This is a genomic window from Pseudomonas sp. HS6-2, from assembly GCF_049325675.2.
GTDB lineage: Bacteria > Pseudomonadota > Gammaproteobacteria > Pseudomonadales > Pseudomonadaceae > Aquipseudomonas > Aquipseudomonas putida_N.
The window spans coordinates 2,861,706-2,882,235 of record NZ_CM143906.1; the positions used below are offsets into that span (position 1 = coordinate 2,861,706).

The window sequence follows — 20,530 nt, forward strand, 5'->3', positions numbered from 1 at the left end:
TCTGATAGGTGCTTCAGCGCTGCCAGAGGTATTCATTACGGTGGTTGAAATGCAGCTGCGCGGCGCGTTCCGACTGGACCGCACCCTGGCATGGCCGCTCCTGCTCAGGCCGTGCAGGCTTCAGCCTTGCAACAATTCCGGGCTGTTGAAATTGCTCAACCTGCGATCATTGTCGGCACACTCCACCCCTTGCACGGCTTCGCGCAGCAAGGCCTTTTGCAAACTCCGCTCACCCGCCGCCCAGGCCTGCTCCAGCACCGGCAACAACCGGCGCGGCAGGACACTGAACATCGGCTGCCAATACCCGCCCTGGCGCACCATCGCAGCACTGTCACCGGACGCTGCGACTTCCCGCAGCGCGTCGATCAATGCCCGGTCAACCAACGGTGCATCACAGGCCAGCAGCACCACCCACTCATGCCTGGCCACCCTCAGACCGGCAATTACCCCGGCCAGCGGCCCGGGGAAGTCCGCGTCGGCATCGCCCACCAATTGATCGGCATAAGTGGCATAGGCCTGCTGGTTGCGGTTGCAGGAAATCACCAGGTCATCACTGAGCGGCCGCACGGTACGTTGGATATGCGCAATCAACGGCTCGCCGCGCCATTCCAGCAGGCCTTTGTCGCGGCCACCCATGCGCTGGCCGCGGCCACCGGCGAGAATCAGGACGGAGCAGGGGGGCAGGGCATCAGGCATGAAAAAGGGTTCCGGGCAGTCAATGCCCGGAACCCTCTCATTCAACGCCCGGCTTGTCCAGTCAGGCTTCGCGGGTCTGCGGCTGTTCGGCCTTGCTGCGGCCGCGCCCGGCCAGGCGCATCACCACCACGAAGAACACCGGTACGAACACCACCGCCAACGTGGCGCTGAGCATCCCGCCGATCACTCCGGTGCCGATCGCCTGCTGGCTTGCCGAGCTGGCTCCGGTGGCAATGGCCAGGGGCACCACGCCAAGGATGAACGCTAGCGAGGTCATGACGATCGGCCGCAGACGCAGGCGGGCGGCCTGTACGGCGGCGTCGGCGGCGTCCACGCCCTGGTCGACCAGGTGCTTGGCGAACTCGATGATCAGGATGGCGTTCTTCGCCGACAGGCCGATCAGGGTAATCAGGCCGACCTTGAAGAACACGTCGTTGGGCATGCCGCGCAGGGTCACCGCCAACACTGCGCCGAGCACGCCGAGCGGTACCACCAGCAGCACGGCGGTGGGGATCGACCAGCTTTCGTACAGCGCCGCCAGGCACAGGAACACTACCAGCAATGACAACGCCATCAGCACCGGGGCCTGGCTGCCGGAGAGGCGTTCCTGTAATGACAGGCCGGTCCATTCCAGGCCGGTACCGGCCGGCAGCTGGGCGACCAGGCGCTCAATCTCGGCCATGGCTTCACCCGAGCTGTAGCCCGCCGCCGGTTCACCGGAAATCGCCACCGCCGGGTAGCCGTTGTAGCGGGTCAGCTGCACCGGGCCGCTGACCCACCTGGCCTGGACGAACGCGCCCAGGGGCACCATCTTGCCGCTGTTGTTGCGCACGTGGATCTTCAGCAGGTCTTCCACCTGGCTGCGCTGGTCACCCTCGGCCTGCACCACCACCCGCTGCATGCGGCCCTGGTTGGGGAAGTCGTTGACGTAGCTGGAGCCGACGGCAACGTCCAGCACCGAGCCGATGTCGGCGAACGACACGCCCAGGGCGTTGGCCTGGCGGCGGTCGATCTCCAGCTGCACCTGCGGGCTTTCGGCCAGCGAAGACTCGCGCACGTTGGCCAGCACCTTGCTCTTGTGTGCACCGGCCAGCAGTTCGTCACGGGCGGCCATCAGCGCCTCATGGCCCATGCCGCCGCGGTCCTGCAGGCGGAACTCAAAGCCGGTCGACTCGCCCAGGCCGTCGATCGGCGGTGGCAGCACCGAGTAGGCCACGGCGTCCTTGAGCTGGGTAAAGGCCAGGGTTGCCCGGTCTGCGATCGACTGAGCACTGTCGTCGGCACCACGTTCGGACCAGTCCTTGAGCGTGGTGAAGGCCAGCGCGGCATTCTGGCCACTGCCCGAGAAGCTGAAACCGAGGATCAGCGTGGTGTTGCCCACGCCCGGCTCGTCGGTGTTGTGCGCCTCGATCTGGGCGGCAACCTGCTCGGTGCGCATGCGGCTGGCGCCCGGCGGCAGCTGGATATCGGTAATGGTGTAGCCCTGGTCTTCGGTGGGCAGGAACGCCGTGGGCAGCTGGCTGAAACCATAACCCAGCACGGCCAGCAGCACGCCATACACCAACAGGTAGCGGCCACTGCGCTTGAGCGCTTGCAGCACCCAGCGCTGGTAACCGTTGCTCATGCTTTCGAAACGGCGGTTGAACCAGCCGAAGAAGCCTTTGCGTTCATGGTGTTCGCCCTTGGCCAGCGGTTTGAGCAGGGTGGCGCACAGGGCTGGGGTCAGGCTCAGGGCGAGGAAGGCCGAGAACAGGATCGACACCGCCATCGACAGCGAGAACTGCTGGTAGATCACCCCCACCGAGCCTTTCATGAAGGCCATCGGCAGGAACACCGCCACCAGCACCAGGGTGATGCCGACGATGGCGCCGCTGATCTGGCCCATGGCCTTGCGCGTGGCCTCCCTGGGCGGCAGGCCTTCCTCGGCCATGATCCGCTCGACGTTCTCCACCACCACGATGGCGTCGTCGACCAGGATGCCGATGGCCAGGACCATGCCGAACAAGGTCAGCACGTTGACCGAGAAACCCATGGCCAGCATCACGGCGAAGGTGCCCATCAGCGCCACCGGCACCACCAGGGTCGGGATCAGCGTATAGCGCAGGTTCTGCAGGAACAGGAACATCACCGCGAACACCAGCAGCATGGCTTCGAACAGGGTGTTGATGACCTGCTGGATCGACACCTTGACGAACGGCGAGGTGTCGTAGGGGATGTCGTACTTGACCCCTTCGGGGAAGTAGCGCGACAGGTCTTTCATTTTCGCCCGCACCAGGGTGGCGGTTTCCATGGCGTTGGCACCCGGCGCCAGCTGCACGCTGAAGGCGGTGGCCGGCTTGCCGTTCAGGCGGGTGCCGTACTGGTACTCCTGAGCACCGATCTCGACCCGGGCGACATCGCCGACGGTGACGCTGGAACCGTCCGGGTTGGCCCGCAGGACAATGGCGGCGAACTCCTCGGGCGTGCTCAGCTGGCCCCTGACCACGACGTTGGCCGTGATTTCCTGGGTGCCGCGGGCAGGCAGGTCGCCGATGCTGCCGGGGGCGACCTGGGCATTCTGCGCGGCAATGGCTTCGGCCACGTCATTGGGGGTGAGGTTGAAGCCGATCAGCTTCTGCGGGTCGATCCAGATGCGCATGGCGCGTTCGGAGCCGTACAACTGCGCCTTGCCGACGCCCTTGAGGCGGCGGATTTCGTTCATCACGTTACGCGCGAGGATGTCGGACAGTGCTGTTTCATCGAGGCTGCCGTCCTCCGAGGTGAGGGTGCCGAGCAGCAGGAAACCGGTGGACACCTTCTCCACCTGCAGGCCTTGCTGGGTCACCTGGCGCGGCAGGCGCGACTCGACCACCTTGAGGCGGTTCTGCACATCGACCTGGGCCAGGTCGGGGTGGGTGCCGGGCTCGAAAGTGGCTGTGATGGTGGCGCTGCCCAGGCTGCTCTGCGACGAAAAGTACAGCAGGTTGTCGGCGCCGTTGAGCTCCTGCTCGATCAGGCTGACCACGCTTTCGTCCAGGGTGGCCGCCGAGGCGCCCGGGTACACGGCGTAGATTTCCACCTGCGGGGGCGCCACGTTGGGGTACTGCGCCACCGGCAGCTGGGGGATGGCCAGGGCGCCGGCAAGCAGGATGAACAGCGCGACCACCCAGGCGAAGATCGGGCGGTCGATGAAGAACTGCGGCATGGATCAGGCCCTCACTGGCCGGTGTGCTGGACGATGGACTGGGCGTCGGGGTCGACCTGAACCTGGTCGCCCGGTTTGACGTGCTGCAGGCCTTCGACCACCACCCGCTCACCGGGCGCCAGGCCCTCGGTGACCGGCCAGCGATCACCCTGGGCGTTCCCCAGCACTACCTGGCGTTCGCTGATGCGCGACTGCGCGTCGACCACCAGCACCTTCGGCACCCCGGCGCTGTCACGCAGGATGGCCCGCTGCGGCACGCTCAGGCCTTTGGGCTGCACGGCCTGCTCCAGGCGCACGCGCACGTAGCTGCCCGGCAGCAGGTCGAGGTCCGGGTTGGGGAATTCGCTGCGCAAGGTGATCTGGTTGGTGCTCGGGTCGACACTGATGTCGGAGAACAGCAGCTTGCCCGGCAACGGGTAAGCGCTGCCATCGTCCTGAATCAGCGTGGCGCGGGCCTGGCCATCGCCGGCCTGCTGCAGTTCACCGGCGCGCAAGGCCCGGCGCAGGGCGGTGAGCTCGCGGGTCGACTGGGTGACGTCGGCGTGGATGGGGTCCAGTTGCTGGATGGTCGCCAGCGGCGTGGTCTCGTTCTGGCCGACCAGGGCGCCTTCGGTGACCAGGGCGCGGCCGATGCGCCCGGAGATTGGCGCGGTGACTGTGGCATAACCCAGGTTCAGGCGGGCGCGCTCCAGTGCCGCCTTGGCTTCGGCAACCGCCGCGTCGGCCTGGAGGAAGGCGGCGCGGGCGTTGTCGTAATCCTGGCGGCTGACCGCCTTGTCGTCGACCAGCTGGCGGTAGCGCTGCTCTTGCAGGCGCGCCTGGTACAGCGTGGCCTCGGCCTTGGCCAGGGTCGCGCGGGCGCTGTCGTAGTCGGCCTTGAACGGCGCCGGGTCGATGAGGAACAGCACATCGCCCTGTTTGACGTCGCTGCCCTCGCGGTATACCCGCTTGAGCACCACGCCCGCGACGCGCGCGCGCACTTCTGCCGTGCGCGGGGCAAGGATGCGCCCGCTTAGCTCGGTGCTGATGGCCAGGGGCTGCAGTTGCAGGGTCTCGACCCGGACCTGGGGTACGGGTTGTTTTTCGTCCTGCTCGGCCGCGTCGTCGCAACCGGCCAGGGGCAGGGCAAGCAGCGCCACGAGCGCCAGGGGGCGCAGGTGCGGGGGGAGGGTAATAGGCATGCGGATCTTCCGATGATGACCTTGCGTATACTAAGGCAACCGTTCCGTGGGCAGCTGTTAACACCTGTAGGACCTGTGTGAAAAAGTGTTAAGAACAGTCCTACCGATTTGTAGGTTTCTATACTCTGCAGGTACCTGTTCCGGCCTCATCGCGGATGTATCCGCTCCTACAAGCAAACCCTCTATGCCCAACATTCTTTTGGTCGAAGACGACAGCGCGCTGTCCGAGCTGATCGCCAGCTACCTGCAACGTAACGATTTCCATGTCCGGGTGATTGCCCGTGGCGACCACGTGCTGGAAGCTTTCCGGCAAGACCACCCCGACCTGGTGATTCTCGACCTGATGCTCCCCGGCATCGATGGCCTGCAACTGTGCCGCCTGCTGCGTCAGGAATCACAAAGCCTGCCGATCCTGATGCTGACCGCCCGCGACGACAGCCACGACCAAGTGCTGGGCCTGGAGATGGGCGCCGACGACTACGTGACCAAACCTTGCGAGCCACGGGTATTGCTGGCCCGCGTGCGCACCTTGCTGCGCCGCAGCAGCGTCAACGAACCGCGCCTGGACAACCATCAGATCCTTATCGGTGGCCTGCGCATCGACCTCGCCGAGCGGCTGGTCAGCTGGCGCGGCGAGGAAGTGGAACTGTCCAGCGGCGAATACAACCTGCTGGTAGTGCTGGCCCGCAATGCCGGTGTGGTACTCAGCCGTGATCGCATCCTCCAGCAGCTGCGCGGCATCGAGTTCAACGGTACCGACCGTTCGGTGGACGTGGCCATTTCCAAGCTGCGCCGCAAGTTCGATGACAGTGCCGGCGAGGCGCGCAAGATCAAGACCGTGTGGGGCAAGGGTTACCTGTTCAGCCGTGTCGAGTGGGAGTGCTGACGCACCATGCTGAAGATCCTGGTGCGTCTGTATCTGGTGATCATCGTCGCCTACGCCGGGGCGCTGTTGTTGATCCCCGACACCATTGTCGGCCTGTTCCACGACCGCTTCGTGGCCTACAACCTGGACCAGGCCAAGGGCGTGCAGTCGCTGATCGTCCGCCAGTTTCGCCAGGTGCCAGAAGCGCAATGGCCAGCGGTGGAGGAAGACCTGGCCAGGGCCTTCGCGCCCCTGGAGGTCAAACTGCTGCGCAGCGAAAACGCCGGCCTGAGCCCGGAGGAACAGGCGCGCCTGGAGCAGGGCCAGTACGCCGTGCGCATCGGTGACTGGGGCTATTACCAGACCGTTCTGGCACCGCTGGACAAGGATTGGCTGGTCAGCCTGCACTCGCCGCCAGACCCACTGGACATCAACGTGTTGTCCTGGGGCGTGACCGTGCTGATCGGCGCGGCAATGCTCGGCTGCCTGCTGCTGTGGGTGTGGCCGCACTGGCGTGACCTGGAGCGGCTGAAGGAAACCGCCCGGCGCCTGGGCCAGGGGCGGATGGCCGAGCGCACGCACATCTCGCCGCACTCCAACATCGGCGAGCTGGCAGGGGTGTTCGACGCCATGGCCAGCGACCTCGAACGCCATGTCAACCAGCAGCGCGAGCTGCTCAATGCGGTCTCCCACGAGCTGCGCACGCCGCTGACCCGGTTGGATTTCGGCCTGGTGCTGCTGTTCGACGAGGTGCCACCGACCAGCCGCAAGCGCCTGCTGGAGCTGGTCGGGCATGTGCGCGAGTTGGACGAGCTGGTGCTCGAACTGCTGTCGTACAGCCGCTTGTACAACGCCGACCAGGCGCGGGAACGGGTCGAAGTGTCGTTGCTGGAGCTGGTCGACAGCGTGCTCGGCGGGTTTGCCGAGGAGCTCGATACACGGGGTATCCAGTGGGAAGTGCAGGCCGAGGACAACTTGCCGCGCTTCGTGCTGGACCCGCGGCTGACCGCACGGGCCGTGCAGAACCTGGTGCGCAACGCCATGCGCTATTGCGATGAAAGCCTGTTGCTGAGGTTGCGTCTGGAGGCGGACGGCGCCTGCCTTTTGACCGTGGAAGACGACGGGATCGGTATCCCGGCCGAGGAGCGTGAGCGGATCTTCCAGCCGTTCTATCGTCTGGACCGCAGCCGCGATCGCAACACCGGCGGCTTTGGCCTGGGCCTGGCGATCAGCCGCCGGGCGATCGAGGGGCAGGGCGGGACCTTGACTGTGGCGCAGTCAGCGCTGGGAGGGGCGCAGTTCAGGATTCGGCTGCCAGCTGGCTAGTCCACAGCACGAACTGGTCCTTGCCACTGTGCTTGGCTTCGTACAGCGCCTGGTCGGCGTGTATCAGCGCCATGCTGAGTGTGTCACCGCTGTCTACCCTGGCCAGGCCGATGCTGATGGTTACCGGTGGCACACCAAGATCGTCGCGCACTCGCTTGCACAGTGCCGTCACGCAGCGCTCGGCAGCCTGCTGATCCAGCCCGGCGAAGAAGATGGCGAATTCCTCGCCACCGAGCCGGGCAAATTCGTGCCCAGCCACCCCTGCCTTGATATGCCGCGCCACGCGCTTGAGCACGGCGTCGCCCACGTCATGCCCGAAGCGGTCGTTGACCCGCTTGAAATTGTCGATGTCGATCATCGCCAGGTATTGCCCGGGTGTGCCCAGGCGTAATTGGCGCTCAGCGTTGGTCATGAACGAGCGGCGGTTGGGAATCTCGGTCAGGGCGTCGAAGTAAGCCTGCTCCAGCAACACTTTGGACAGGTAGAAGTTGTGCAGCTTGGCCTGGCGTATCTGCAGATAGCTGTAGATCACCAGCCCGCTGAGGAACAGCGCGTAGCTCAGCAGCATGGCACCTTCGAGCTGATCGACATCTATGCGGGTGTGGTAGAAGGGGCTGAGCATGACCCAGGTGATGACCATGGCGCAGAAGAACGACCAGCGCCGCACCGGCAGCACCGATACGGCATACAGCACGGTCGAAACACCGAGCACCAGCCACACGGGGCGCAGCGGCTCGGGAATGCCTTCGATCACCAGGCGCATGCCCAGGGTGATGACGGCGATGAACAGCAGGTTGAGCACGTCGAAGTGATGGCTGCGGCGGGTGAAGCGCAGTATCACGGTGAGGCTGCCGAGCAGGGCGATGAACAGGTAGGACAACCAGGTGAAGCCCTGGCCGCCGAGGAAGCTGACGATCAGGTCGAAGACCAGCCAGATGGCGATGCTGACGCAAAACACCAGCATGCAGAACGGTCGCATGGCTTCGAATTCGTGCTGGCGGAACTCGGCGCGCAGGGCGGCGGGGGCGACCTGCTTGCGCACGTGCTCTTCGATGGTCTTGAACATCGGTGGGCTCCTGGGAGGAATGCTCTGCCTGTTACGGCCCTTTCGCGGGGCAAGCCCGCTCCTACAGGAATAGCGTTGCCTCGGCTTGCACTATTCCTGTAGGAGCGGGCTTGCCCCGCGAAGAGGCCGGTACAGGTCGACTCAATTCAGTGGCAGAACACCCCGGGCCCAAGGCCGATAGCGCAAGGCAAATACCGCTTCGGCATGGCACCCAGCACCCAGCTTCGGCTCTGCAGCCTCAGCCCGAAACGCCTGCCCCGGCGCACTCACCTGGCGAAATGCCTCGCGCACCACCCCCACCCGGCACGGCAGCGCCTGTTCGTAATTCTGGCGCACCAGCGGCGGCAAGCGCCCGGTCCCGGCACCGTCCTGCCACCACACAGTCAAGCCCAACCTGGCCAGTTGATCCAGCCAGGCGCCATTGACCCGCGGTGCCAGTTTGCCTGCGCTGAACGCGCTGATGTGCAGCGGCTTGTCCAGCCGCCGATTGAAGGCCTGCAACTGGCTGTACAAGGCCTCGCGGCGACCGGCGTCGCGAAAGTGCAGGTCGTCCAGTTCCATGGGCAGGTACCAGCCGGCGACGGGCAGCTGCCAGTCCTTGCGCAGCTGCTGGTACTGGCCCAGCGAACGGCCCAGTTGCGCCTTCCAGTAATTGTTCAGGCCGTCACCGTCGAGTTCCTCGATGCGCTGGTAATAGGCCGGGTCCAGGTACAGCCCGAGCACCAGCTCCAGACCTTGCGCGTGGGCCTCGCGCAGGCTGTTTGCCAGCCAGCCCTGGGCACCGCCGAAATCACTGTCGCCGTAGGCACTCCACTGCACGATCAGGGTCTTGCCACCTTGCGCCTTGGTGGCCCGCCACAATTGCTGCCACTGCGCCGGGGTCACGGCGGCATCGCGGTTGAGCGGCTGGTAGAACAGGCGCTGGTCGGCCAGGGCCGGCAGGCACAGGGCGAGCATGCAGATTGCCAGGAGCGTACGCATCAGAAGGTCATCTCCGCGCCAACCAGCACGCCATTGGCGCTCTTGTAGAGGTTGCCACCCAGCGACTGCTGGTACTCGGCACGCACTTTCAGCGAGCCGCGGTAGGCGTTGTAGCGGTCATCGTCGAACCACCACTGCCAGCGCACACCGACCCCGGCACGGGCGTCCTGGCGCCAGTCGTTGCTCGGGTCTTGGCTTGAGAACTCGAAGAAGCCGTAAGGCATGAGGGTTTGTGGCGAGTTGCCAGGCAGCTTCCAGGCATGGCCCTGCTGGTAGCGCGACAGCCAGGCGTGGTCGCCGGCGCGGGTCCACCAGGCGGCATCGAGGTAGAGGAAACGCTCGTTCCAGTCGTCTTCGTCGACTCGCCAGTCGTTGCGCCAGTCGCCTTGGTCGAGGAACGAGGCGGTGGCGCGCAGCAGCAGGTCGTTGCTCGATTCGGCATGGTGGCGCAAGTCGCCCCAGTTGCCGCCGACCTTGGCCGGGCTGAGCAGCTCGCCAAGGCTCAGGCCACTGTAGTGGTCGTCGTCGATCTGCCGTTGGTGGTACAGCTCGGCATACAGGTTGAGGTTGGCCTGGCCCAGCGGCTTGTAGCGCAGGCCGACGCCAGTGCCCATGCTTTGCGCATAGTCGGTGCGGCTCTGCCCACCGAACAGCACACGGCCATAGACCGACAGGGTGCTGCCATTGCGGCTGGGCTCCTCACCCAGGGCGTGGTCCCACATGGCCAGCTGCACGTTCTGCGATTGCGCACGGCGCGATGTGCCGCTGCGCTCGCCGTTGTCGAGGAACTTGTCGTTGGTCGAGGTGCCGGCGGGCGACCAGGTGCTGGCCAGGGTAATGGTGTCGCGCCGCGACAGGGTTTCGTGGGCGCGGCGCTGGCGGTACTTGCGCGCTTCCAGGCTGCCGTATTCGTCGTCGCCATCGACCAGGTTCTCTTCCACGTCGATCACCCGGCGCAGCTCGCGGCGTGCGGCGGCGCTGTTCTCGGCTTCGTCGTAGCGCAGGGCGAGGGTCTCGCCCAGGCGATAGTCCTCGGGGAAGTCGTGGCTGGCGCGCTCCAGATAAGGGATGGACTGGCGACGTTGGGCCTTGTCCGGCGAACCGGCCAGGCGCATGCCGTAGTCGGCACGATAGCGCGGCTGGTTGGGCTCAAGGCGCACCGCTTCGGCCAGCCAGGCGGTGCTCTGCTCACTGTCGCCGGCCAGTTGCGCCGTGCTGGCGGCGGCGTAGTAGTGGTCGGCACGCGGGTCGTGCGCCAGGGCCTGGCGCTGGAAGCCCAGCGCCGCGTTCAGGTCGCCCTGACGTTGCGCGATGGCGGCACCCAGTGCCCAGTCATCGGCGCTGTTGTGCGCGGCGCCGTCCCAGTAGCGGCGGGCGGCGTCGGCATCGCCGGCATTCAAGGCGCCACGGGCGGCGGTCAGGCGGGCGTTGTCGTTCCAGACGCTGGCCGGCAGGTTGCGCCAGATCGGCATGGCCGCTTCGGAGTCACCCGCAGCTTCCAGGGCGTAGGCCAGGGGCAGGCGGTTGCCACTGTCGCCCAGACGTTCGGCGGCCTGGTAATAGACCACGGCTTCACCGGGTTGATCGGGCATGGCGCAGCGGCCCAGGGCGCGGAACTGGCCGGCCTCGCTCGGGTTCGCCGGGATGGCCCGGCGCACGGCGTCGCACTGGCCGTTTTCAGCCAGGCGGCCAAGCAACTGGGCGCGAGTATTGGCGTCGACCCTGGGGATCAGCCCGAGCATGCGCTGGCTGTTCAGCGGGCCATCGTTGCGCGCATAAATATTACCCAAGCGCTGCAGCAAGGAAGGTGTCAGGCGCCCCTGGCGACGGTCATAGGCCTGCTCCAGCAGGGTGCGGGCGCGCTCGCTATGGCCTTGTTGCAGCAACAGATAGGTTGCCTGCTCAAGCGCAGCCAGGTCACCGTCCTGACGGTAGCGTTTTTCCCATTCGGCTGCTGTGCGGGGTTGTGGCGGCTGTACCGGGTCGCCATACAGGCGCTGCTTGAGCACCGCATAAGCGCGCGGGTCTGTGCTGGCCGGGCAGTCCTTGAACTGTTCGCGGGCAACTTCCGGGTCACGGCGTGATAACCAGTCGACGGTCTCCAGGCAAGGCCGTTGCAGTTCGTTGCTCAGCTGCCGTACCAGCGGCGCGTCATCCCCTTCACGGGCCAGCTCCCACAACTGCTGGCGCTGCTCAGGTTGCTGCAACTGCTCGGTGGGCAATTTTTCCAACCAGCGCTGCGCCAGTTGGTTGTGGCCGACGGCGATGGCCCGATTGGCCATGGCCAGGCGCGTCTGGTTGGCGACTTCGGGGGAGGGGGCGCTTTGCAGCAGCTTTTCCAGGCCCTTTTCATCGACCTGCTGGACATAGGCGTTGGCCAGGCGCTGCCAGTCTTTGGGCGGCAGTTGTCCTTTGTCGGCCAAGGGTTGCAGTTGCTCGATGGTTTCCTTCCAGTTACGCAGCTGTTCGGCAAAGTTGGCCCGGGCCAGGCGCAGCACCTGGCCATCGTCGCGCGGCGGCAGCTGGTTGAGCCAGTCCAGGGCTTTGCCGGCACCGCCGAACTTGGCCAGGCTCAGGCTGTAGGCCTGCCACAGGCGTACCCGCTGGGTGCCATCGGTGCTGGCCAGCCAGCCTTCCACCTGGCTGGCCGCTGGCGGGTCCTGCTCGATCCAGGTCAGGCGTAGCTCCAGCAGGGCGTTGGCGTATTCGGGGTCATCGCCGAACTGCTCGGCCATGGCTTCAGCTTCCTTGTAGCGGCGCTGGTGGGCCAGGGCCTCGACCAACAGCGTACGGGCTTCATCGTTGTTCGGTACACGGCTGAGTACATGGCGAGTCAGGCGTTCGACTTCGGCCCAGTTGTCCTTCTTCGCTTCGCGGTAGCTGCGCTCCATGAACGGGTAGCTGGTGAAACGCTGGAACTCGGTCATGGGGGCTGCCTGGGTCGCCAGCGCGGTGGAACACAGCAACAGCCCGGAAAGGGTGAGGGAAAGACGCGGCTTCATGCCACCTCCCGGGTCAGGTCAAAGGCAGCCTGCTGTTCGCTGGCCTGTTCGGCGAGGGCCTGTTGCAGCACCTCTTCGGTAATGATGCCGCGGGCGATCAGGTGCTCGCCAAGGCTCTGCTGCTCGGGGTCGAAATCGATCAGTGCCTGGTTGAACAGGGTGACCGGGACCATGCCGCGTACCTGCAGGAGGGCGCCCAGCATCACCTGGTGGTGACTGACCCGCTCGATCAGATCGGCATCATCCTGGTGCCGCTCCAGCACCGCGAGCATGTCGTGGGTTTCGGGCGTCTGCCAGGGGCTTGGGTAGTGATAGCGCAGGCCCAGAGTGACCCGGCCCTGGGGTGCCAGGCGGCAACTGACCGGGCGTTTCAGTTGGCGGCTGATCACCCCCAGCGACACTTGGCTGACCGGGCTTTCGCTGGCCAGCACCAGGGTGTTGCCGTCTTCGGCGACTGGCAGCACGCCATAGTGCGTGGCCAGCCGGCGTGGCAACTGGGCAATCAGTTGCGGGTCGAGCTTGAACGGGTTGAGCGGTGCCCAGGGCAGGTCGAGCTGTTCGGCCAGCGTCTGTACCAGCTGCTCGCTGGTCAGCCAGCCCCGCAGCAGCAGTTCGCGGCCCAGACGCCGGCGCACCGGGCTGGTGATCGCCTGCTCCAGCTGTTCTTCGGTGATATAGCCTTTTTCCACCAGGCGATGACCCAGTGGTGTGCGCGCTGGCGAGGCGAGGGCGGGGAATTCGTGGGTGGTCTTGTCCCACGCCACCCGCCGCGAATCGCCCATCTCCATGACCTGGCGCAGGGCGCGCAGGTTGGCGAAGAAGTTGACGAAGTTGCTCCACATCATCCGTGGCGCCGACAGCAGGCCTTCGAAAATGCCGTAGTAGCGGGTGACGAACCAGCCGCGCTGAAACAGACGGTTGATCAGCATCAGGCCGTTGAGCCAGAGCAGGGTGGTAAGCAGCTGGCTATCACTGAGGATCGACATGAAGCGCCAGGAGTCCGGGGCGATCACGGTCACCAGCCACATGGCCAGCAGCACCAGCAGCAACAGATTGACCAGGAAGCTCAGCAGGTAGGCAAACAGGCCGCGGCGGTCGCGCCAAAGGAAGTAGTTGAGCGCACCGGTACGGCTCCAGCCGAGGTTGCTGGTGCCCTGGAAGACGATGCCGACGATCCACCGTGACTTCTGCCGGATCGCGTGCTGCCAATCGCGCGGGAAGTGCTCGCGCACGCAGATCACCTGGGAGAACTCGCGGCTCATGCCCGGCCGCCATTCGTGCTTGAGGGCCAACGCCGGGTCGGTGATGGAGTAGCGGGCGAAGATGCACTTCATGCCTTTCTGCTTCAGGCGAAAGCCGATGTCGTAGTCTTCGGTCAGGCTCTGCACGTCGAATGCGATGCCATCGCCGTCTTCGAGCAGGGCGCTGATGGCACGGCGGCTGAAGCAGGTACCGACGCCAGCACTGGGCACCTGGCCGGTCAGTGCTTCGCGCACGATCACGTCCTTGCCGTGGTTTTCGGCGAACTCGTCGACGTAGTGCCCGGCGGTGAAACCCTTCCATTCCGGCGCGTAGGGGTACACCGGGATCTGGATCATGTCCTTGTTCGGCAACAGGTAGTTGAACAGGCGCAGTTCCATTGGCGAGATCACGTCTTCGGCGTCATGCAGGATGAAGCCGGCGAACTCGATGCGGGCATCGTCCTGGAAGCGCAGGATGGCGTCGATGATGTTGTTCAGGCAGTCGGCCTTGCTGGTGGGGCCGGGGCGCGCGCAGACCACCTTGTGCACGTTCGGGTAGTGCAGGCACACGGCGTCCACATCGGCCTGGGTCTGCGGGTCGTTGGGGTAGGTGCCGACGAAGATCTGGTAGTTCTCGTAGTCGATGGTCGAGGCCGCCAGGCGTGCCATCTCGCCGACCACGCCCACTTCATTCCAGGCCGGGACCATGATCGCCAGGGGTTTTTCCGCTACTTCGAACAGGCGTTTCTCGTCGGCCTTTTCATACTTGTCATAGATGCGGAAACGGCGGATCAGCTTGCGACCCCAGTAGCACAGGTCGATGAAAAGGTCGTCGAGGCCGAGCAGGAACATCAGCGAGGCGAGGATGATCGCCAGGACTTTGAGGCCGAACAGCACATAGGTGAGGAAGTCGATGAAGGCCAGGCTCATGCGTCATCTCGCGGGTTGGCCGTTTCTGCAAACCAGCGCGTCAGGCGCTCGGCGATGCGCTCGCTGGCGTGGCCGTCACCAAACGGGGTATAGACCCGCGCCATGCGTGCGTAGGCCACCGGGTCGTCGAGCAGCTGGCGGGTTTCCTCGACGATGCGTTCGGTCAGCGTGCCGACCAGCTTGACCGTGCCGCCCTTGAGCACGGCGGGGCGCTCGGTGACCTTGCGCAGCACCAACACCGGCTTGCCGAGTGCCGGGGCCTCTTCCTGAACGCCGCCGGAATCGGTGAGGATGATCTGGGCGCGGTTCATCAGCCAGACGAAGTGCGGGTAGTCCTGCGGGGCGATCAGGTGGATGTTGCTGCGGTTCGACAGCACGCCATACACGGCCTTCTGCACCTGCGGGTTGAGGTGCACGGGGTAGACGAACTGCACGTCGGGGTAACGTTCGGCCAGCTGCGCCAGGGCCAGGCAGATGCGCTCGAAGCCGGGGCCGAAGTTCTCCCGGCGGTGGCCGGTGATCAGCACCATGCGCTGCTCGGGGCGCAGCACGCTCAGCGGTGAGTCGGCGGCCGGCTGCCATTGCCGTTCGGCCAGGTGGTCACGCATCCACAACAGGGCATCGATGACTGTGTTGCCGGTGACTTCGATGTGCTCCGGCGGCACGCCTTCGCGGATCAGGTTGGCGTCCGAGTCGCGGGTCGGGGTGAAGTGCAGGTCGGCAAGCACCCCGGTCAGGCGCCGGTTGGCTTCTTCGGGCCAAGGCTGCTGCAGGTTGCCAGTGCGCAGGCCGGCTTCGACATGGCCGATGGGAATGTGCCGGTGGAAGGCCGCGAGGCTGGCGATGAAGCTGGTGGTGGTGTCGCCGTGGACCAGTACGATGTCGGGCCTTACCTTGCTCGTAGGCCTGGTCGAGTTTGTCCAGCAGGTCGCGGGCCAGGCCGTTCAGGGTCTGGTTCTGGGTCATTACCTTGAGGTCCTGATCGACACTCAGGCCAAAGGCGGTCAGCACCTGCTCGAGCATCTCGCGGTGCTGGCCGGTGGAGCAGATATGCAGGTCGACCTCCGGCCAGCTGCGCAGTACGCGGGCCAGCGGGGCCATCTTGATCGCTTCGGGTCGGGTGCCGAACACCATCATGACGCTATACGCCATCGTCTTGTTCCTCGTTCATTTCCCTGGACGAAGGGGTGGGACATGTCGCCGCTTGCAAGTGATAGATACAAGCAGTCGCATGCAGGGTTGTCCAATACGTGATCGGTGATGGCGTGCAGCTATCACTGAATTTCGAGCTTTTGCTTGGGGCGCTCATCTTGTAGTTTTGTAGGCCGATTCTTCTGGGAGCAGAACATGCAAGGCAAGGCGCGCAAGATCGTCCAGGCCATTCTCTACGAAGCCATTGCCGTGGCTTGCGTGGCTCCGGCACTGGAGCTGGCGTTCGGAGCCGGGATGGCGGAGTCGACAGTGCTGTCGGTGCTGATGTCGGGCATCGCCATGAGCTGGAACATGGCCTACAACTGGGCATTCGAGCGCTGGGAGGCACGCCAGCCCAAGCGCGAGCGCACGTTGCTGCGCCGGGGCCTGCACGCGCTGGGCTTCGAGGGCGGGCTGGTGCTGATCCTGCTGCCGCTGGTGGCGTACTGGCTGGATGTCAGCCTGTGGGCGGCGTTGATCACCAACCTGGCTCTGTTCGTGTTCTTCTTCGTCTATGCCTTCGTGTTCCAGTGGGGCTTCGACAAGGTGTTCGACGTGCCGCTGTCGGCGCAACAAGCAAAGTGTTGACTTGGCCAAGCCAGGCGGGATAACGTCCTACCCCATGAAAACCTTCCCGCACGTGAACGCCATTATTATTACCGCCATTATCAGTTTGGCGGGCTAGCGCGTACGTGCACCGAACCCGCCCTGGAGGCGGGTTTCTTCTCTCTGACTCCTGGGCAACGTGAACAAGCCAAGGAGTTGCAATCGATGACCAGCCTCAACGTCAGCCCTCGTACCCCGTCCACCCCGCAGCAACTGCTGTCGGAACAGGTGCGCCGCATTCTGTCCGCGCCGGTGTACGACCTGGCCATCGAGACGCCCTTGCAAGCGGCCCCCGCGCTGTCTGCCAGCCTTGGCAACCAGGTGTTGCTCAAGCGTGAAGACCTGCAGCCGACCTTCTCGTTCAAGATCCGCGGTGCCTACACCCGGCTGTCGCGCCTGACCACGGCCCAGCGCGAACGTGGCGTGATCACCGCCTCGGCAGGCAACCATGCCCAAGGCGTGGCCCTGGCGGCGGCGCACCTGGGCATGAAGGCGACCATCGTCATGCCCACCACCACGCCATCGCTCAAGGTCGAAGGCGTGCGCTCGCGGGGTGGCCATGTGGTGCTGCACGGCGAGAGCTTCCCCCATGCCCTGGCCCACGCGCTGCAATTGGCCGACAGCGACGGGGCCACCTTCGTGCCGCCGTTCGACGACCCGGACGTGATCGCCGGCCAAGGCACCGTGGGCATGGAGATCCTACGCCAACAACCAGGTGCGCTGGACGCGATCTTCGTGCCGGTTGGCGGTGGCGGACTGGTCGCGGGCATTGCTGCCTACGTAAAGTACCTGCGCCCCGAGGTCAAGGTGATCGGTGTCGAGCCGGAAGACTCCAACTGCCTGCAGGCTGCCATGGCGGCGGGCGAGCGGGTGATCCTGCCGCAGGTCGGTACCTTCGCCGATGGCGTGGCGGTGGCGCAGATCGGCGCCCATTGCTTCGAGCTGTGCCGGCATTTTGTCGATGAAGTGGTGACCGTCAGCAGTGATGAGCTGTGTGCGGCAATCAAGGATATCTACGACGATACCCGCTCGATCACTGAACCCTCGGGCGCCCTGGCCGTAGCCGGAATCAAGAGGTACGTGGCCCGCGAGGGCGTCACGGGGCAAACCCTGGTGGCCATCGACTCCGGCGCCAACGTCAACTTCGACCGCCTGCGCCACGTGGCCGAGCGTGCCGAACTGGGCGAGCAGCGCGAGGCGATCATCGCCGTGACCATCCCCGAACAGCCCGGCAGCTTCCGGGCCTTCTGCCAGGCGCTGGGCAAGCGGCAGATCACCGAGTTCAACTACCGCTACTACCCGGGCAAGGAAGCGCGCCTGTTCGTTGGCGTGCAGACCCACCCCGTGAACGACCCGCGCGATCAGCTGCTGGCCAGCCTGCGCGGGCAGGGCTACAGCGTGCTCGACCTGACCGACAACGAACTGGCCAAGCTGCATGTGCGCCACACTGTGGGCGGGCATGCAGCGCCGGGGGCCGATGAGCGGGTACTGCGCTTCGAATTCCCCGAGCGGCCAGGGGCATTGCTGGGCTTCCTGGAGCGGCTGGGCAAGCGCTGGAACATCAGCCTGTTCCATTACCGTAACCATGGCGCGGCCGAAGCGCGGGTGTTCGCGGCGCTGGAAGTGCCCGCCGACGAGCAGGCCGGCCTGCCCCAGGCGCTGGACGAGATGGGCTACCGCTACTGGGACGAAACCGATAATCCGGCTTACCGGCTGTTCCTTGGCTAACGTTGCTCTGGATCAACATCCGCTGCATTGAACGGGCGGATCCTCATGGGTAGACAGACCCACCAGGAGGATCCGGTCATGAGCAGCACCTTCTTCATCCCGCCCGTCAACATCATGGGCATTGACTGCCTTGACGAGGCCATGGCCGCGATTGCTGGTTATGGCTTGCGCAAGGCGCTGATCGTCACCGACCAGGGCCTGGCCAAGGCCGGTGTCGCCGCTCGCATCGGGCGCATGCTGGCCTTGCAGGATATCGACTCGGTGGTGTTCGACGGCGCCAAGCCCAACCCCAGTATTGCCAACGTCGAGGCGGGCCTTGCCGTGTTGCTGCGTGAGCGCTGCGACTGTGTGGTGTCGCTGGGCGGTGGCTCGCCCCATGACTGCGCCAAGGGCATTGCCTTGTGCGCCACCAACGGTGGGCATATCAGCGACTACGAAGGCGTCGACCGCTCACGCAAGCCGCAGCTGCCGCTGATCGCCATCAACACCACCGCTGGCACGGCCAGTGAAATGACCCGTTTCTGCATCATCACCGACGAGAGCCGCCACGTGAAAATGGCCATCGTCGACCGTAACGTCACGCCAATTCTGTCGGTCAACGACCCGGCACTGATGGTTGCCATGCCCAAGGGGCTGACGGCGGCCACCGGCATGGATGCGTTGACCCATGCCATCGAGGCCTATGTGTCGACGGCGGCCACGCCGATCACCGACGCCTGCGCGCTCAAGGCCGTCAGCCTGATCAGCGAGAACCTGCGCCAGGCAGTGAACGATGGCAACGACCTGCAGGCGCGGGAAAACATGGCGTATGCGCAGTTTCTTGCGGGCATGGCGTTCAACAATGCCTCGCTGGGCTACGTGCACGCCATGGCGCACCAGCTGGGCGGTTACTACGACTTGCCCCACGGTGTATGCAATGCCGTGCTGTTGCCGCATGTGCAGCGCTTCAATGCCAAGGTCAGCGCAGCGCGCCTGCGTGATGTGGCCAAGGCCATGGGCATCAAGGTGTGTGGGCTGGATGCGGAGCAGGGCGCCGGGGCGGCGATTTCAGCCATCGAGCACCTGGCGGCGGCTGTGGGCATTCCGGCGGGGTTGGCGGAGCTGGGGGCAAAGCTTGAAGATGTTGGCATTCTGGCGCAGAACGCCTTGAAGGATGCCTGCGGGCTGACCAACCCGCGGCCGGCCAGCCAGGACGAGATCGAGGGGATTTTCCGGGCGGCATTCTGATAGTCAGGGCCCATTCGCGGGCAAGCACGCTCCCACAGGCTGTACTTGCTGTGGGAGCGGGCAACTCGGTCTTCAGCGTTCTCGCATGAAGAACCCGGCCACATACTTGCTGAAGGTCTCCAGGCTCTTGAAGTCCGCATAGCGCTTGAAGTTTTCGGCATCGGGCTCCGGGCCGATCGGCTTCTCCAGCAGCGACACCGACAGCACTCGGTCCTGATCCGAGGTCAGCACCAGCTCATCCATCACCTGCCCACCGATCACCGGGCGGCGCATCTGCACCTTCACCCCTTTGCTGGCCATCCAGTCGATCAGCGACACCAGCGCCTTGAGTGGCTCGCGTTCTTCGTCGCGGTACACCGGGAACATCTGCGCGCGCGACAGCACCGGCACGCTGGCCACGTGAATCAATTCATAGAAGTGGCTGCCCGCCGTGGTCGGTGAGTACAGGGCCAGCGCCAACAGCGGGCCCGACGCCCGGCTGCCACCCCAGTACAGGTGATGCCCCTGGAAGTCGAATCCGTCTTCGCTGCGGTTATTGAAAAGCTTGCGCCCCTTGATCTGGTCGACGCAGTCCAGCAGCAGGCCATGGCGACGGTGGTTGCCGAACACCGTGGCTTCGCGCAAGCGGGACTTGAGCATCATCATGTGCTTCATGTCCAGGCGGGTTTCCAGGTAGTTGCTGGCCGGCACCCGTTCAAGCAACGGGTAGCGGCTGGCGACACTGCGCAGCTCGGCGAACTGGCCGGTGAGGTCTTTCTTCAGGTGCGTGGCGTAAAGGTTAAGGCCGCTGGTCTCGATCCAGGTCAGCAGTAACGACAACAGGCGCTGCTGTTCGCGGCGTTCATTGCCTTCGCCCGCCGTACCATCCTCATCACTGGCCTTGCGGTAATCGCCGATAAGGCGCAGCGGGGTGTCAGGTGCCAGCCAGGCGGCAGGCGCGACGGGTTCATCCTCGCGCTCGCTGGCCTCGCGTTCGTCCTTGGTGAACGGGCAGCCGGGCGCATGCTCGGCGGTGCCCGGGTTGTTCTTCAGAAACAGCGTGCCGGTGCTGCCATTGAGGGTGACGTTGAGCACCGGCAAGGCATCCTTGCGGCAATCGCAGGCTAGCCACTGGTTGGCGCTGCGAACCTTCATCAGCAGCTGGTTGGCCTGCAGCAGGCGTGGCCCGGCGAGGCTGCCGGTGGCGAAACCGACCAGCAGTTCCTCTTCGGCCAGGGTCAGGCTGCGCACCTGCGCGGCGGTTTTGTCGATGATTCGCATGAGGCAGCTCCAAGCTACGAGCCTCAAGCTTCAAGCAAACGCGCCG

At 65.2% G+C, this 20,530-nt stretch carries 13 protein-coding genes and 1 pseudogene; 5 read left to right on the forward strand and 9 right to left on the reverse strand.

All coding sequences use genetic code 11. The annotated features are described in order from the left end of the window. Nucleotides 1-120: 120 nt before the first annotated feature. The 3 genes from mobA to ACOKS3_RS13370 form a co-directional block, all read right to left on the reverse strand. Complete coding sequence (gene mobA, locus ACOKS3_RS13360) at nt 121-696, reverse strand: molybdenum cofactor guanylyltransferase MobA (protein WP_103447150.1); 576 nt, start codon at nt 694-696, stop codon at nt 121-123. Between the two features lie 61 nt (nt 697-757). Further along, the gene (locus ACOKS3_RS13365) at nt 758-3,880 is read right to left on the reverse strand and encodes a multidrug efflux RND transporter permease subunit (RefSeq protein WP_422763183.1); all 3,123 of its coding nucleotides are present in this window, start codon (nt 3,878-3,880) and stop codon (nt 758-760) included. A gap of 11 nt (nt 3,881-3,891) precedes the next feature. Beyond that, the gene (locus ACOKS3_RS13370; protein WP_422763184.1) at nt 3,892-5,061 is read right to left on the reverse strand and encodes an efflux RND transporter periplasmic adaptor subunit; all 1,170 of its coding nucleotides are present in this window, start codon (nt 5,059-5,061) and stop codon (nt 3,892-3,894) included. Between the two features lie 184 nt (nt 5,062-5,245). On the opposite strand from ACOKS3_RS13370, the gene ACOKS3_RS13375 reads away from it, so the two are divergent. Together ACOKS3_RS13375 and ACOKS3_RS13380 are read left to right on the forward strand one after the other, a co-directional pair. Beyond that, complete coding sequence (locus tag ACOKS3_RS13375; RefSeq protein ID WP_103447153.1) at nt 5,246-5,947, forward strand: response regulator; 702 nt, start codon at nt 5,246-5,248, stop codon at nt 5,945-5,947. Between the two features lie 6 nt (nt 5,948-5,953). Further along, a complete protein-coding gene (locus ACOKS3_RS13380; protein WP_103447154.1) occupies nt 5,954-7,252 on the forward strand; it encodes an ATP-binding protein in 1,299 nt (432 codons plus the stop codon). Here the strand turns inward: ACOKS3_RS13380 and ACOKS3_RS13385 are convergent. The 5 genes and pseudogenes from ACOKS3_RS13385 to wecB form a co-directional block, all read right to left on the reverse strand. Further along, nucleotides 7,227-8,318 carry a GGDEF domain-containing protein gene (locus ACOKS3_RS13385; protein WP_422763185.1) on the reverse strand — a complete coding sequence of 364 codons (1,092 nt, stop codon included), beginning with the start codon at nt 8,316-8,318 and terminating at the stop codon, nt 7,227-7,229. The two genes, ACOKS3_RS13380 and ACOKS3_RS13385, sit on opposite strands and share 26 nt — an antisense overlap. Before the next feature lie 141 nt (nt 8,319-8,459). Continuing rightward, the gene (locus tag ACOKS3_RS13390; RefSeq protein WP_422763186.1) at nt 8,460-9,299 is read right to left on the reverse strand and encodes a DUF4434 family protein; all 840 of its coding nucleotides are present in this window, start codon (nt 9,297-9,299) and stop codon (nt 8,460-8,462) included. Further along, nucleotides 9,299-12,301, reverse strand: a complete 3,003-nt coding sequence (locus ACOKS3_RS13395; RefSeq protein ID WP_422763187.1) for a phage receptor — start codon at nt 12,299-12,301, stop codon at nt 9,299-9,301. The genes ACOKS3_RS13390 and ACOKS3_RS13395 overlap by 1 nt, the downstream gene beginning before the upstream one ends. After that, nucleotides 12,298-14,472: a cyclic di-3',5'-guanylate-activated glycosyltransferase NfrB gene (gene nfrB, locus ACOKS3_RS13400; protein ID WP_103447158.1), complete on the reverse strand. Its 2,175-nt coding sequence runs from the start codon at nt 14,470-14,472 to the stop codon at nt 12,298-12,300. The genes ACOKS3_RS13395 and nfrB overlap by 4 nt, the downstream gene beginning before the upstream one ends. Next, a pseudogene (gene wecB / locus ACOKS3_RS13405) lies at nt 14,469-15,624 on the reverse strand (non-hydrolyzing UDP-N-acetylglucosamine 2-epimerase). Before wecB ends, nfrB begins: the two are co-directional and overlap by 4 nt. 195 nt (nt 15,625-15,819) lie before the next feature. Here wecB and ACOKS3_RS13410 point away from each other — a divergent pair. From ACOKS3_RS13410 to yiaY, 3 genes are all read left to right on the forward strand, one after another. After that, on the forward strand, nt 15,820-16,251 hold the full coding sequence (locus ACOKS3_RS13410; RefSeq protein WP_103447160.1) for a PACE efflux transporter: 432 nt from the start codon (nt 15,820-15,822) through the stop codon (nt 16,249-16,251). Nucleotides 16,252-16,434: 183 nt separating this feature from the next. Continuing rightward, nucleotides 16,435-17,997 carry a threonine ammonia-lyase, biosynthetic gene (ilvA, locus tag ACOKS3_RS13415; RefSeq protein WP_103447161.1) on the forward strand — a complete coding sequence of 521 codons (1,563 nt, stop codon included), beginning with the start codon at nt 16,435-16,437 and terminating at the stop codon, nt 17,995-17,997. 78 nt (nt 17,998-18,075) lie between these two features. Beyond that, a complete protein-coding gene (yiaY, locus tag ACOKS3_RS13420) occupies nt 18,076-19,224 on the forward strand; it encodes an L-threonine dehydrogenase (RefSeq protein ID WP_422763188.1) in 1,149 nt (382 codons plus the stop codon). A gap of 72 nt (nt 19,225-19,296) precedes the next feature. Here the strand turns inward: yiaY and ACOKS3_RS13425 are convergent, their stop codons facing one another. Next, nucleotides 19,297-20,484 (reverse strand): hypothetical protein, encoded by a 1,188-nt coding sequence (locus ACOKS3_RS13425; RefSeq protein WP_103447163.1) that lies wholly within the window; start codon nt 20,482-20,484, stop codon nt 19,297-19,299. Nucleotides 20,485-20,530: the final 46 nt, after the last annotated feature.

Excerpts from the sequence above, each read along its gene's own strand:
- ACOKS3_RS13375 (WP_103447153.1), top strand. The coding sequence starts at position 5,246 with ATGCCCAACATTCTTTTGGTCGAAGACGACAGCGCGCTGTCCGAGCTG.
- ACOKS3_RS13380 (WP_103447154.1), top strand. The coding sequence starts at position 5,954 with ATGCTGAAGATCCTGGTGCGTCTGTATCTGGTGATCATCGTCGCCTAC.
- ACOKS3_RS13385 (WP_422763185.1), bottom strand. The coding sequence starts at position 8,318 with ATGTTCAAGACCATCGAAGAGCACGTGCGCAAGCAGGTCGCCCCCGCC.
- ACOKS3_RS13390 (WP_422763186.1), bottom strand. The coding sequence starts at position 9,299 with ATGCGTACGCTCCTGGCAATCTGCATGCTCGCCCTGTGCCTGCCGGCC.
- ACOKS3_RS13370 (WP_422763184.1), bottom strand. The coding sequence starts at position 5,061 with ATGCCTATTACCCTCCCCCCGCACCTGCGCCCCCTGGCGCTCGTGGCG.
- ACOKS3_RS13395 (WP_422763187.1), bottom strand. The coding sequence starts at position 12,301 with ATGAAGCCGCGTCTTTCCCTCACCCTTTCCGGGCTGTTGCTGTGTTCC.
- mobA (WP_103447150.1), bottom strand. The coding sequence starts at position 696 with ATGCCTGATGCCCTGCCCCCCTGCTCCGTCCTGATTCTCGCCGGTGGC.
- ACOKS3_RS13410 (WP_103447160.1), top strand. The coding sequence starts at position 15,820 with ATGCAAGGCAAGGCGCGCAAGATCGTCCAGGCCATTCTCTACGAAGCC.
- nfrB (WP_103447158.1), bottom strand. The coding sequence starts at position 14,472 with ATGAGCCTGGCCTTCATCGACTTCCTCACCTATGTGCTGTTCGGCCTC.
- ACOKS3_RS13425 (WP_103447163.1), bottom strand. The coding sequence starts at position 20,484 with ATGCGAATCATCGACAAAACCGCCGCGCAGGTGCGCAGCCTGACCCTG.
- ACOKS3_RS13365 (WP_422763183.1), bottom strand. The coding sequence starts at position 3,880 with ATGCCGCAGTTCTTCATCGACCGCCCGATCTTCGCCTGGGTGGTCGCG.
- yiaY (WP_422763188.1), top strand. The coding sequence starts at position 18,076 with ATGAGCAGCACCTTCTTCATCCCGCCCGTCAACATCATGGGCATTGAC.
- ilvA (WP_103447161.1), top strand. The coding sequence starts at position 16,435 with ATGACCAGCCTCAACGTCAGCCCTCGTACCCCGTCCACCCCGCAGCAA.